This is a genomic window from Alcanivorax sp. (assembly GCF_002726155.1).
GTDB lineage: Bacteria > Pseudomonadota > Gammaproteobacteria > Pseudomonadales > Alcanivoracaceae > Alcanivorax.
The window spans coordinates 53,807-66,500 of sequence record NZ_PBSH01000017.1 but is presented as its reverse complement, the minus strand read 5'-3'; the positions used below and the strand labels follow the sequence as shown (position 1 = coordinate 66,500).

Annotated in this window: 11 protein-coding genes; 7 read left to right on the top strand and 4 right to left on the bottom strand. The window is 59.0% G+C overall.

Annotation, left to right across the window (positions count from 1 at the left end; translation table 11 throughout):
• Positions 1–13 precede the first annotated feature (13 nt).
• A complete protein-coding gene (gene rplQ / locus CL546_RS05335; RefSeq protein ID WP_011587709.1) occupies positions 14–397 on the top strand; it encodes a 50S ribosomal protein L17 in 384 nt (127 codons plus the stop codon).
• 107 nt (positions 398–504) lie between these two features.
• Entirely contained in the window at positions 505–840 is a 336-nt protein-coding gene (locus tag CL546_RS05330; protein WP_155133231.1) for a DOPA 4,5-dioxygenase family protein, read from the top strand.
• Between the two features lie 23 nt (positions 841–863).
• Here the strand turns inward: CL546_RS05330 and CL546_RS05325 are convergent, their stop codons facing one another.
• From CL546_RS05325 to CL546_RS05310, 4 genes are all read right to left on the bottom strand, one after another.
• The gene (locus tag CL546_RS05325; protein ID WP_290493471.1) at positions 864–1,241 is read right to left on the bottom strand and encodes a hypothetical protein; all 378 of its coding nucleotides are present in this window, start codon (positions 1,239–1,241) and stop codon (positions 864–866) included.
• A gap of 124 nt (positions 1,242–1,365) precedes the next feature.
• Positions 1,366–2,694 (bottom strand): glycerophosphodiester phosphodiesterase family protein, encoded by a 1,329-nt coding sequence (locus tag CL546_RS05320; RefSeq protein ID WP_290493469.1) that lies wholly within the window; start codon positions 2,692–2,694, stop codon positions 1,366–1,368.
• Between the two features lie 209 nt (positions 2,695–2,903).
• On the bottom strand, positions 2,904–5,726 hold the full coding sequence (gene uvrA / locus CL546_RS05315; protein ID WP_290493468.1) for an excinuclease ABC subunit UvrA: 2,823 nt from the start codon (positions 5,724–5,726) through the stop codon (positions 2,904–2,906).
• Between the two features lie 120 nt (positions 5,727–5,846).
• On the bottom strand, positions 5,847–6,497 hold the full coding sequence (locus CL546_RS05310; protein ID WP_290493466.1) for a response regulator transcription factor: 651 nt from the start codon (positions 6,495–6,497) through the stop codon (positions 5,847–5,849).
• Between the two features lie 265 nt (positions 6,498–6,762).
• On the opposite strand from CL546_RS05310, the gene CL546_RS05305 reads away from it, so the two are divergent.
• The 5 genes from CL546_RS05305 to gspD all read left to right on the top strand — a co-directional run bounded on the left by CL546_RS05305 (position 6,763) and on the right by gspD (position 12,583).
• On the top strand, positions 6,763–8,130 hold the full coding sequence (locus CL546_RS05305; RefSeq protein WP_290493465.1) for an MFS transporter: 1,368 nt from the start codon (positions 6,763–6,765) through the stop codon (positions 8,128–8,130).
• Positions 8,131–8,220: 90 nt separating this feature from the next.
• Positions 8,221–8,736, top strand: coding sequence for a single-stranded DNA-binding protein (gene ssb, locus CL546_RS05300; RefSeq protein ID WP_290493464.1), 516 nt, complete (start codon positions 8,221–8,223; stop codon positions 8,734–8,736).
• Positions 8,737–8,762: 26 nt separating this feature from the next.
• Entirely contained in the window at positions 8,763–9,491 is a 729-nt protein-coding gene (gene gspN, locus CL546_RS05295; RefSeq protein ID WP_290493462.1) for a type II secretion system protein N, read from the top strand.
• Positions 9,492–9,587: 96 nt separating this feature from the next.
• Complete coding sequence (locus CL546_RS05290) at positions 9,588–10,451, top strand: type II secretion system protein N (protein ID WP_290493461.1); 864 nt, start codon at positions 9,588–9,590, stop codon at positions 10,449–10,451.
• Between the two features lie 50 nt (positions 10,452–10,501).
• Positions 10,502–12,583: a type II secretion system secretin GspD gene (gspD, locus tag CL546_RS05285; RefSeq protein ID WP_290493459.1), complete on the top strand. Its 2,082-nt coding sequence runs from the start codon at positions 10,502–10,504 to the stop codon at positions 12,581–12,583.
• Positions 12,584–12,694: the final 111 nt, after the last annotated feature.

Sequence of the window (12,694 nt, the reverse complement as noted above, 5' to 3'; positions counted from 1 at the left end):
TAGGAACAGAATCATGCGTCATCGCAAAAGCGGCAGAAAACTGAATCGGAACAGCTCTCATCGTCAGGCTATGTTCCGTAACATGGCTGTGTCTCTGCTCGAGCACGAAGCGATCAAGACTACTCTGCCGAAAGCCAAAGAGCTGCGTCGTGTGGCTGAGCCGCTGATCACTCTGGCTAAGGAAGACTCCGTCGCTAACCGTCGTCTGGCTTTCGACCGTACCCGTTCAAAGGAAATGGTCGGTAAGCTGTTCAACGAGCTGGGTCCTCGTTACCAGGAGCGTCCGGGTGGCTACATCCGCATTCTCAAGATGGGTTTCCGTGCGGGCGATAACGCACCGATGGCCTATGTTGAGCTGGTTGACCGTCCTGAACTGGTTGACGCTGACGAAGAGTAAGCGTTAATCGTTCCAGAAAAAACCGGGCCCTGTGCCCGGTTTTTTTGTGCCTGTTGCAAGTGTGAAAGCATCGGCTATGCTGGAGTTGTCATTAACGGGCACTGCGTATGGCGATCAACGGTTTTCACGCACACGTCTATTTCGACGAACACACCTTTTCCCAGGCGGCGGCGCTATGCCAAGCTGCCCATCAACACTTTTCTGTGCCCATGGGCCATATGCATCGCAAGCCGGTGGGGCCGCACCCATGCTGGAGCTGTCAGCTGACCATCCCGCGCCGTTTGGCCGGGGAGGTTATTCCCTGGTTAATGGCTAGCCGAAACGGTTTAACGGTATTTGTGCATGGGCTCAGTGGTGACGATCTTCGTGATCATACGGAGTTGGTGATGTGGCTGGGTGAGAGCCAGCCGCTGGATTTGAGTATTTTTCAGTTCTCCGCCTGACAAGAGGCTGCCCCACGGTTTCCCTACTCTTGTGCGACCGTCCTGCCCCGGTAAATAACGGCCTTTTGTGTCGAGCGCGAGCGTGTGGGCGTTTGTCTGGCGGTTTCGGGCGCTGGGTTGATCGCTTGTCCCCGGTAGCGTCGCACTGCTGATGCGGGCGGCTGCTGTGGTTCCGGGTCGGCGCCTTCCAGGTTGAGTAGTGCAAGCCGAATTTCGCCGTACAGCCGTTGGAGGCCCTGAGAGCGGGTATGGCCGGCGAAGTGAGCCAGCTTGAAACGCAGTTGTGGGTCGGTGAGGGAAAGGCTTTCGTCGAACTCGGCGCGGATCAATCGCCGACACTGATTGACCAGATTAACAATGTTGTACTGCATCAGCCAACGGTGGTCCGGGGTGGATTCCATGCTAGTACTCCTCGGCCTGTATATAACCTGGTACAAAGCAGAAAGCGTGCCATCAATTCAGGCCCGGCTGGTGGTGGTGATGCCCCGCCACAGGGCGGGCGGGGTAAAGTGTGGTGCGGCTGCGCTATGGTCGTGCGTGGGAGCGTGGGATGCGGTGTTGTCGCAGGCAGTTGGCATAAAAGGTGGTGGTGGCGGGCCAGTCGGAAAAGACACCGATGACGCCCACTTGGCGAGCCAGAACATCCAGCAGCGTCAGGGTATCGCCGTCGTTATTGGTGGCGGAAGGGATGCTTTGGTAGTACCAGCCTCCGCCGTTGGCCAATGGACCAGAGCGCTCCAGGGTCCAGGCAATCATATTCAGGCCGGCCTGCTGTGCGGAGCGGGCATAGGCGCTGGGGATGATACGGTTCTGGGCATCTGTAGTGACCAGCATCCATAGTGGCGGGGCGATGATGTTGACCCCGTAGCCTTTCAGCGTTGCCATGTCGGGTTGCCAGGTGCCGGGGTTTTGCGGCTCGAGTCCGCTGCTGTCCCGGCCGTCCAGATAGACCGCTTGACGGCCAAAGGCCGGTGTAGTCGATAACCAATAGCGAATATCTTCTAGGTTGAATGATTGAGGATAGACGCGGTGGGGGCTGACGCCGGCTTCTTGATAGTCACGGATCATTTGCCGTGCATAGTCCTGCTGGCTGTAGTCCCCCTGATAGGGCATGGGGATTTGAGGGGCCTTCAGTTCCGGGGTCATCTTGACTCCCAGCTGGCGGAACAGGGCGATGCTTTCCTGGTGGCTGAGCAGAGTGCCGCGCTGGCGATAGAGCTCGGTGCGCCAGTCGGGTGAGCCATTCAGGTAGTCGTCAACGGTTGTGGCTTGAGGGTTGGCGCCATCCATTTTTCCTTTCAGGGTTTTGAATTGGGCTAGAGTGATGTCACTGGTGCAGCATTTCGCACTGGCGGCGTGTGTACCGTCAAAGGGGCTGAACGGTTCGCTGCACTGGCTGGCCAGTTCAGTTTCCAGGATGTTGGTGGTGGTATGGAGATCGCACTGTGAATGGCGGCAAACCAGCTCCCGGTCTTTGGTAAAAGTAACGTCACATTCCATAATCCCTGCGCCCATACGCGCTGCAGCTCGGTAGGACTCCTCGGTGTGTTCCGGGAATTGCAGTGGCGCGCCGCGGTGGCCGATGGAAAAGTCGCTTCGTCGCAGCGGGCGGTGCTCGGCGGCACAAGCCTGCAGGGCCTCTTTGACTGGCCCGGCATCCATATCAGAGACCAGGTAATAGGGGCGGGGGCCGAGCGATACGCTACTGCTGTGGGCCGCGGCGTGGTGAGGTGCGGCTTTGCGCCCGGCTTCGCCTGGTGTGTTGTGGTCAGGTGCCTGAGCGGCACAGGCTGCAGTGGCTGCGCCTATGGCTAGCGCTGCGATGCAGCCTTTCAATGCGTCAATCCGTTTCATGACTCGCCTCCATGGTGGTGATTGAGAGTGAGTCTGAAGGCGAAATATGACGGGCTGGTGCGGGGCAGGCTGCGGCTGCGTGACAGGGCGAGGAAATGTGCTGTTCGTCACGGCGCAACTCCTGCGGCGGCCCTTTAAGGAAGAGGCGGACAGGGGCTTGGCGTCCTTGCCGCCCGGTCGTCTGCTTAGCCGGTATCAAGCCAGCTGTATTATTTCAGCATGGGCTTGAGGAAGCGCCCGGTGTGACTGCCTTTGACGTTGGCAACCTCTTCCGGGGTGCCTTCGGCGATGATTTCGCCGCCACCGTCACCGCCCTCTGGGCCCAGATCCACAATCCAGTCTGCGGTCTTGATCACGTCCAGGTTGTGTTCGATCACCACCACGGAGTTACCGTGGTCGGCCAGACGGTTAAGCACGTCCAGCAGGAGCTGGATGTCATGGAAATGCAGGCCGGTAGTGGGTTCGTCGAGGATGTACAAGGTGTTGCCAGTATCCCTGCGCGACAATTCCTTGGCCAGTTTGACCCGTTGCGCTTCGCCGCCGGATAGAGTGGTGGCTGCCTGGCCGAGTTTCACATAGCTGAGGCCCACATCCATGAGGGTCTGGAGTTTGCGTGCCAGCGACGGTACGGCATCGAAAAACGCGCGGGCATCTTCGATAGTCAGGTCGAGCACTTCGAAGATGTTTTTGCCCTTATAGGTAATTTCCAGGGTTTCCCGGTTGTAGCGTCTGCCATCGCAGACTTCGCAGGGGACATAAATGTCGGGCAGGAAGTGCATCTCCACCTTGATAACCCCGTCACCCTGGCAGGCTTCGCAGCGTCCGCCTTTTACATTGAAGCTGAAACGGCCCGGCTTGTAGCCGCGCGCACGGGCTTCCTGGGTGCCCGCGAACAATTCCCGCACCGGGGTGAAAATACCGGTGTAGGTGGCCGGGTTGGAGCGCGGGGTGCGACCGATAGGGCTTTGATCGATATCCACCACCTTGTCGAAATGCTCAAGGCCGTCGATGGACTCATGGGGGCCAGCGGTCAGGGTGGTGGCCTTGTTGAGTTTGGTGGCTGCCAGCGGGTAGAGGGTGCTGTTGATCAGCGTGGACTTGCCAGAGCCGGATACGCCGGTGATGCAGGTCAGCAACCCGACCGGAATATTCAGCGGATGTCCTTTCAGGTTGTTGCCAGTGGCGCCGTGCAAGGTCAGCCAGCGATCGTCATTGTGTTGCCGGTGCTGGGCGGGAATGGCGATTTGCTTGCGGCCGGAGAGGTAGTCACCGGTGAGTGACGCGGGGTTGTCCGCCACGTCCTGGGCGCTCCCCTGGGCGATAACCTCGCCGCCGTGGACGCCGGCCCCGGGGCCGATATCAATGACGTGATCGGCCAGACGGATAGCGTCTTCATCGTGCTCCACAACGAGCACCGTATTGCCCAGGTCCCGCAGGCGGGTGAGGGTGCTGAGCAGGCGTTCGTTGTCGCGCTGATGCAAGCCGATTGATGGCTCATCCAGCACATACATCACGCCCACCAGGCCGGCGCCGATCTGGCTGGCCAGGCGAATACGCTGGGCCTCGCCGCCAGAAAGGGTTTCTGCGCTGCGCTCCAGCGTCAGGTATTCCAGTCCCACGTTAACCAGAAACTGCAGGCGGTCACGGATTTCCTTGAGAATCTTGTCGGCGATTTCGCCTCTGCTGCCGGGCAGCGTGAGCTCGCTAAAGTAGGCGTGGGCCTTGCCCACCGCCAGACGCACCACTTCCGGCAGGGTAGTCTGTTCAATAAAGACATGGCGGGCGGCTTCGCGCAGGCGCGAGCCGTTGCAGCTGGGGCAGCTGGAGGTTGACATGTAGCTGAGCAGGTCTTCGCGTACCGCGTCGGATTCGGTTTCCCGGTAACGGCGCTCCATGTTGGGAATGATGCCTTCGAACGGATGGTTACGCTTGATGATGTCGCCGCGGTCATTCAAATAGCGAAACTCGATGCTTTCCTTGCCGGTGCCATGTAGTACTTTCTTGCGAACTTCTTTGGGCAGATCCTTGAAGGCGGCATCCATGTCGAAGCCAATGCTCTGGGACAGGGAATTGAGCATCTGGAAGTAATAGACGTTGCGTCGGTCCCAGCCACGGATAGCGCCTTCGGAGAGAGAAAGCTCGTCGGAATTGATGACCTTGCCTTCATCAAAGAACTGTTTCATGCCCAGGCCGTCACAGCTGGGGCAGGCACCGGCCGGGTTATTGAACGAGAACAGGCGCGGTTCCAGCTCCGGGATTGAATAACCGCAGGTGGGGCAGGCGAACTTGGCGGAGAAAGTGGTTTCCTCGCCGTCGCCGTCCATGGGCGCGATCACGGCAATGTCGTCGGCCAGATTCAGGGCGGTCTCGAACGATTCCGCCAGGCGGTTCTGCAGGTCGTCGCGGACCTTGAAGCGATCCACCACCACTTCGATGGTGTGCTTCTTGTTCTTGTCCAGGTCCGGAGTGTCATCCATGTCGTAGATGCGGCCATCAATGCGTACCCGGATAAAGCCCTGGGCGCGTAGCTCCTCGAACAGATGAACGTGTTCGCCTTTCTTTTCGCGGATCACCGGGGCCAGCAGCATCAGCTTGCTGCCTTCTTCCATGGCCAGCACCTGATCCACCATCTGGCTAATGGTTTGCGCGGCCAGCGGGGCATCATGCTCGGGGCAGCGTGGCTCGCCGACCCGGGCGAACAGCAGGCGCAGATAGTCGTAGATTTCGGTGATGGTGCCCACGGTGGAGCGCGGGTTGTGGCTGGTGGACTTCTGCTCAATGGAAATGGCGGGGCTCAGCCCTTCGATGTGGTCCACATCGGGCTTTTCCATCATCGACAGGAACTGGCGGGCGTAGGTGGACAGCGATTCCACATAACGGCGCTGGCCTTCCGCGTACAGGGTGTCGAACGCCAGAGAGGATTTGCCGGAACCGGACAGGCCGGTAATCACCACCAGCTTGTCCCGGGGAATATCCAGGTCCACGTTCTTCAGGTTATGGGTGCGTGCGCCACGAACCAGAATGGTATCCATCTACTGCCCCTGAGTACTGTCAAAATGAACAGGGCAGTATAAGGGACGCTGGACGCCCGACGCCAGACGCAGGATGCGAAAAGCCGGCGTCAGGCATTTGGCGTCTTGCGTCAGGCGTGGTTACAGATTTTCCTGGGCCCAGTTCACCGCTTGCAGGCGGTTGGAGGCGTTGATTTTCTTGAAGATATTGTAGATGTGGGTCTTGATGGTGTGCGGGCTCAGGTTCAGGCTGCTGGCGATTTCCGAGTTCTTGGCGCCGGTGGCCATGACTTTCAGCACTTCCACTTCCCGGTCTGTCAGGCTGACTTCGCTGCGTGAGAAGGTCTTGTTGAAGGTTCGGCTCTTCATCAAGTAGGTCTGCAATACGGCGCGCGGGAACCACAGCTCGCCGTCGAAAATGGCCTTGATACCTTTGCTGAGCAGGGCCTGGGGGCAGTCGTGCTGAAAGCCGCCGTTGACCATGGGAAGCCCGGCCAGTTTGGAGAGTGACTCATCGCTGTCCACGTTGAAAACGGCGATCAGAACATCGCTTTCCACTTCCTGGTCGGCTTCCAGCAAGTGGGCGATGACTTCATTCACGTCCACTGAGTGGTAGTCCACCAGAAACAGGTTCTGGTTCTTTTCGCGCAGGATTTCGGTGGTGATATCCAGGGCGGTGGGAATGCTTTTGGCTGCCACGTCTTCCTTGACGAGAAACTCTGTAAGCAGGGCGTTTTGCAGCTGTTGGCTGCCGACCACGTAAACTTGCTGGGTATGTTCTTGGCTATTCATTGGCCCCGTCCGTGATTACTCAGGCAAACACCTAAGAAAAAAAACTGATCAGCCTGTCAATTTATCACCGCTTTGGCGGGGGTTCAATTTGATGCAGTCGAGTTTTACCGATTTCACGATCGAAGGTTGTGGGCCGGGTCTTCCGGGCACTGGTTCTGACGGGGCCGGAATCTGCTACACTGCGTGCCCTTTTGTATCGGCCGGGGTTGCGGCAGCTGTGTGCTGCGGTGCAGCGGCCTCTCCGGGTTAGGAGCGATCACGGTTCATGACGGCATCATCTTCCCATGCCCTGCAGCGGACAGAACTGAAAACCACGGGTTATCTGGCAACCATTTTCGCGTTGCGGATGTTTGGTTTGTTCATGATCCTGCCGATTTTTGCAGTCTACGGGCAGGCCCTTGAAGGGGCTTCCCCGCTTTTGATCGGTACGGCCATTGGCGCCTATGGCCTGATGCAGGCGTTGCTGCAGATTCCTTTTGGCATGCTGTCGGACCGTTTTGGTCGTCGCCCGTTGCTATTGATTGGCCTGTTGCTGTTTATTGCCGGTGGCGCAGTGGCGGCCATGAGTGACCATATTTACGGAGTGATTGCGGGGCGGGCGCTGCAGGGAGCCGGGGCCATCGCCAGCGTGATCATGGCGTTGATTGGTGATGTGGTGACGGAAAAGCACCGTACCCGGGCCATGGCGCTGATTGGCATGTCCGTGGGCGGCTCTTTTGTTCTGGCACTGATTCTGGGGCCCTTGCTGGCGGGATGGTTGGGTTTGTCCGGCCTGTTCTGGATGACCTCGGTGCTGGGGGGCTTTGCCTTGCTGGTTGCTTTTGTGGTGCCGGCTCCGAAAGCCTTGCAGGGTGAGGCATTGCCCGCGTCCGAGCGCTTCCGCCGCGTATTGGGCAGTAAGACATTGCTGCGTTTTGATGTGGGTATTTTCAGCCTGCATCTGATCATGACCGCATCCTTTGTGGTGGTGCCTGCTCTGCTTAGCGATCGGCTGGGGCTGACGCTGCAAAGCCACAGCTTGCTGTATCTGGCGGTGCTGGTGGCAGGGTTCTTGGCCATGGTGCCCTTGATTATCCGGGCGGAGCGCCGCGGAGCGGTGCCCATGAAACGTCTGGCGGTGGTATTGCTGGCAGTTTCCCAGTTGTTGCTGGCGCTGGCCGGCGCGCAATTGTGGCATTTTGTCCTGGCCTTGCTGGTTTTCTTTACGGCTTTTAACCTGCTGGAAGCCTTGTTGCCCTCGCTGGTGGGGCGCGCTGCGCCTGCCGGCACCCGCGGAACAGCCATGGGGGTGTACTCCACCAGCCAGTTTTTGGGCGTGTTTGTCGGCGGGCAAATGGGGGGCGCGCTGTATCAATGGGTGGGCGCGGAAGCCGTTTTTTATGGCTGCGGGTCACTGGCGCTGGTCTGGTTGCTGGTGCTGGTTGGCATGAAAGAACTGCCCAAGCTGGATAACCGGGTTCTGCCGTTGTCCCCCGGGCAGGACTGGCAGGCCCTGACTGAGCGGCTGAAATCCGTGCCCGGGGTGGTAGAAACAGTGATTGTAGAAGAGCAGGCCCTGGCTTTGCTGAAGGTGGATGCTGGCCAGCTGGATGAGCAACAGTTACAGGGTGTCGCCGGAGCCGGACAAAGCTGACACAATGGACAGCTTGATTGAGTTTGTCGTCCAGCGGCGATGACGAGAAGATAGACAGTAGTCAGACCATAAGAAGTCACGGAGAGAAACATGGCGCGCGGCGTTAACAAGGTAATTTTGATCGGTAACCTGGGGGCGGATCCGGAAACCCGCTTTATGCCCAGCGGTGGCGCTGTCACGAATGTGCGGCTGGCCACCAGTGAAAGCTGGAAAGACCGTCAGAGCGGCCAGATGCAGGAACGCACCGAATGGCACCGGGTGGTGTTTTTCAACAAGCTGGGCGAGATTGCTGGCGAGTACCTGAAAAAAGGCTCCAAGGTGTACATCGAAGGCTCCATCCGTACCCGCAAGTGGCAGGGGCAGGACGGCCAGGATCGTTACACCACCGAAATCGTGGCCAACGAGATGCAGATGCTGGATGGGCGCGGTGATGGCGGCGGCCAGGGCGGCGGGTATACCCAGTCTTCCCCGGCTCAGGGCAATCAGGGTGGCTACGGTAATGATAGCCAGTCCGGAGGCAGCCAGCCGGCGCAGAACCAGAATAGCAACCAGGGCGGCGGTTTCAGCGGCCCGGCGGATGACTTCGACGACGACATCCCGTTCTGATCGGTAGACAGGAAACCGGCTCCGTTATGCCACGAAAAATAACACTGGCGCTGCTTTTCAGCGTCAGCCTGCTACTGTTCTTGCTTCTGCTGATGCCGGCAGCGGTATTGGTGGAGCGCGTCCCGGCCCTGCGGCCTGGCGGTGCACCGCTGGTCATTACTAACCCCCAGGGGCTCTGGTGGGACGGGCAGGCGAACTGGCAATGGCAGCGCCGCCAGGGAACAGTGCAGTGGGCGCTGGACTGGCACGGGCTGGTGCCAGGGCTGGCACTGAAGACCCGCAGTGATGATGACGCCGCGCGCTTGTCCGGTTGGCTGGGTGCAGATTGGGGTGACTGGCAATTGCAGCAGGCCCGGCTTTCGTTGCCGGTGGCGCTGGTGGCTGACCATATTCCCCAGGGCAGTGCAGACGGGCGTGTGGACGCGACCCTGATGCAGATTACCCTTGGTGATGCCAAGATCAAGGCATTGCAGGGCACGCTGCAGTACGGCGGCGGCACGGTCACCTGGGGCCGCAATGGCTCCGCAACGGTACCGGTGCTGCAGGGTCGTTTGAGCATGGAAAATACGCAGCCGACCTTGCAAGTGGTGGGCCCGGAGAGTGAGTCGCTGGTGGATGCCCGACTGGCAGATGGGCGCTTCGAACTGGAAGTGCGGCGTGCCTGGCCCATGCTGTTGGGTGTGAGCCAGGGAGGTAATCCGGAGGATGTGGTATTCCAGATGTCGCAACCTTTTGCTCTGCCGGGCGGTCAGTAACACTATATTGCAATAATAAGCCGTAGAATCCGGTAGGTTGTAGCCTCTGCCATATCGGTAATCGGCAATAACGATAAAGGAAATCGCAGGACGGTTATGTCGCAACTGGCGAGTTGGGGAAAGCAGCAGCAATGGGGCGCACCGCTTCGGTGGGTGATCGCTGTATTGCTGGTGGTCGTGCTGGCCTATGTGTTGGCGCAGACCGTGTGGCTATTGTGGTATGGCCCCAGTGAGCCCGTGCCGGCGAATACCCGGACGCGCCTGGAGGTCTCCTCTTCTGGCGATGCTCCGACCCTCTCCCAAGCCCAGATCGATAACTGGCAACTGTTCGGTAACTATGAGCCCGTGGCCAGCACCGGCAATGACAAGCCCACCGATGCTCCCGATACCCGCCTGCGCCTGGAGCTGCTGGGGGTCTTCCAGAATGCCGATACCAAGCGCGCCACGGCGATTATTGCCGAGAAAGGCAAAGAGGGTGAGCTGTACCATATCGGTGACAGCATTCCCGGTAACGCCAAACTGGAAGAAGTGTACCCCGACCGGGTGATCCTGCGCCGGGCGGGCCGACTGGAAACGCTGCGCTGGAGTGACAATGCCCTGGGCGGTGTGACTGAAGTGACGCGTGATCCTGCACCCCGACCGGCGCCCACGGCACCTGCCGGCAATGAGGGCGGGGCGGCCGATCTGGCACGCCAGCGTACCACTATTATTGGTCAGCTGGGGCTGGAGCCTGTCACCGAGGGTGGCAGCGCCGGTTACCGGTTGGGCAAACGTGCTCCAAAACAATTGCTTGCGCAGGTTGGCCTGCAAAGCGATGACGTAATTCTCTCGGTTAACGGACACCCGCTGGGAACAGAAAGCAACGACATGGCGGCTCTGCGTTCGTATCAGGACACCCAGCAGGCATCCATCGTGGTGCAACGGGGTGACCAGCAATTTACCGTGAACTATCCGCCTTAGTGAGTGGTTTTATGACGCCTTTTTTCAGAACGTCTCTATCAAGAATAATAATGCTGTTGGCGCTGTCGGCCGTCATGGTGACGGCTCATGCGCGGACCACCAATGAAGTGCAGGCCAGTGACGACGGCAAGAGCTGGACGGTGAATATCCGCAACGCGGACATTCAGGCGTTTATCAGCCAGGTGGCTGACATGACCGGCAAGAATTTCGTGGTGGACCCCCGGGTACGGGCCCGGGATGTGACGGTGGTGTCCACCAAGTCACTCACCTCCAGCGAAGTCTATGAGCTGTTCCTGTCCGTGCTTCAGGTGCACGGTTATGCGGCGGTGCCGGCCGGCGACATCATCAAGATTGTGCCCAACACCACGGCCAAGCAGAGCAATCTGCCGCTGGTGGGCAAGAATGCAGCCGGTGGAGAAGAGTTGGTGACCCGGGTGATTCCGGTGGAAAACTCGCCGGTGGAAGAGTTGGTGCCAGTACTGCGCCCGTTGGTGCCCCAGTACGGCCACCTGGCGGCGGTGGGGTCTGCCAATGCGCTGATCATCAGTGATCACATGGACAACATCCGTCGCATGGAAGCGATTATTGCCAGCCTGGATAGTGCGGAATCCGAAGACGTTCAGGTGATCAAGCTCAAGTATGCCTTCGCTGGTGACATGGTGAAGATGCTCGAAAGCCTGACGCCGCAGACCGGTGGCCGCCGTGGGAAAACGCCGGAAGGTGGCGTTACGGTGGTGGCGGATGAGCGCACCAACCGGTTGATCATCAAAGGTGACCGGGTCACCCGCCAGCGCATGGTGCAGATGGTGAACAGCCTGGACACCGAAGAAAGCGACAATGGCGGTGTACAGGTAATACGTCTCAGCCATGGTGATGCCAAGACCCTGGCCGAATTGCTCAAGAACTTTGCTGACGGTGCCTCGGTGACCAAGGCCGGTGGTGACGGCAAGGCCGTCACAAGCACGGCATCGAACAACAGCAAGGTATCCATCCAGGCAGACGAGTCGCTCAATGCCCTGGTGATCCGGGCTGAACCGGCAATGATGAAAGAGCTGCAATCGGTGATCAGCCAGCTGGATGTGCGTCGGGCGCAGATCCTGATTGAAGCGGCGATTGTGGAAATTTCCGGGGAGCAGGGCAAGAACCTGGGCTTTCAGTATGTGGCCGGCAGCGATGATAGCGGTGTGGGCGCAGTGAATTTTGGCGGTAACGGGCTAAGCATCAACTCTGTACTGCAGGCTGTGGCCACAGATGATCCTTCCAGTCTGAGTCTGGGGGATGGCATTACCGCCGGGCTTGGCGAAACCGATTCCAATGGCGACTTGAAGTGGGGGGCGTTGATTCAGGCGCTGTCCACATCATCGGATGTGAACCTGTTGTCCACGCCCAGTATCCTGACCCTGGACAACGAAGAGGCGTCCATCGTGGTGGGGGAAAACGTGCCGTTCGTGACCGGGCAAAGCACCAACACCGGCTCCGGGGTGTCTAATCCGTTTACCACCATTCAGCGGGAAGACGTGGGTCTGACCCTCAAGGTCACCCCCCATGTGGCGGGCTTGTCCACCATTCGCCTGGAGCTGGAGCAGGAAAACTCGGCGGTGAAAGATTCCGCCGGCGATGCAGTGGATATCGTTACAACCACCCGCAAGCTGCAAAGCACGGTGTTGGCTGATGACGGTGAAACCATCGCGTTGGGTGGTCTGATCAAGGACGATATTCGCGTTACGGTGCGCAAGGTGCCGTTGCTGGGGGATATTCCGCTGTTGGGCTTCCTGTTCCGTTCTACCAGCAAGGACCGGGTGAAGAGTAATTTGATGGTCTTTCTAAAACCGACGATTCTGGCGAACAATGATCGTCTGGTGCAAATGAGCCGCGAGAAGTACATGGGCCTCACCGCCCTGCAGTTCCGCCTTAACAATGATGGCGAATTGGAGCAGGTGGAGAAGAACCCGATCCCGCAGACTCTGGATCATATTTTTGAAGGGCGTACACCGGTGCCGCAGGACTTCCGTGATGCCTACTTCAATGAGCAGGATGCGCCGATTCCTGCCACCAAAAAAGACATCGAGGACAAGCAGCCCAGGAAGGTTCCAGGGGTTGATCGTCAGGCGGAGGGGGATTCCGACCTGTAGTAAGTGTTCCTTCGTTCGAGTTAAAAAACGCGCTTCGGCGCGTTTTTTTATGTTCATTACAAGTAAAACGAGCAAGCCGGCTGTCCGGATTGTGATGGGCCTTTCGTGCTT

Bases quoted from the DNA above. Each gene is read 5' to 3' on its own strand.
- rplQ (WP_011587709.1), top strand. From the start codon at position 14: ATGCGTCATCGCAAAAGCGGCAGAAAACTGAATCGGAACAGCTCTCAT.
- CL546_RS05330 (WP_155133231.1), top strand. From the start codon at position 505: ATGGCGATCAACGGTTTTCACGCACACGTCTATTTCGACGAACACACC.
- CL546_RS05325 (WP_290493471.1), bottom strand. From the start codon at position 1,241: ATGGAATCCACCCCGGACCACCGTTGGCTGATGCAGTACAACATTGTT.
- CL546_RS05320 (WP_290493469.1), bottom strand. From the start codon at position 2,694: ATGAAACGGATTGACGCATTGAAAGGCTGCATCGCAGCGCTAGCCATA.
- uvrA (WP_290493468.1), bottom strand. From the start codon at position 5,726: ATGGATACCATTCTGGTTCGTGGCGCACGCACCCATAACCTGAAGAAC.
- CL546_RS05310 (WP_290493466.1), bottom strand. From the start codon at position 6,497: ATGAATAGCCAAGAACATACCCAGCAAGTTTACGTGGTCGGCAGCCAA.
- CL546_RS05305 (WP_290493465.1), top strand. From the start codon at position 6,763: ATGACGGCATCATCTTCCCATGCCCTGCAGCGGACAGAACTGAAAACC.
- ssb (WP_290493464.1), top strand. From the start codon at position 8,221: ATGGCGCGCGGCGTTAACAAGGTAATTTTGATCGGTAACCTGGGGGCG.
- gspN (WP_290493462.1), top strand. From the start codon at position 8,763: ATGCCACGAAAAATAACACTGGCGCTGCTTTTCAGCGTCAGCCTGCTA.
- CL546_RS05290 (WP_290493461.1), top strand. From the start codon at position 9,588: ATGTCGCAACTGGCGAGTTGGGGAAAGCAGCAGCAATGGGGCGCACCG.
- gspD (WP_290493459.1), top strand. From the start codon at position 10,502: ATGCTGTTGGCGCTGTCGGCCGTCATGGTGACGGCTCATGCGCGGACC.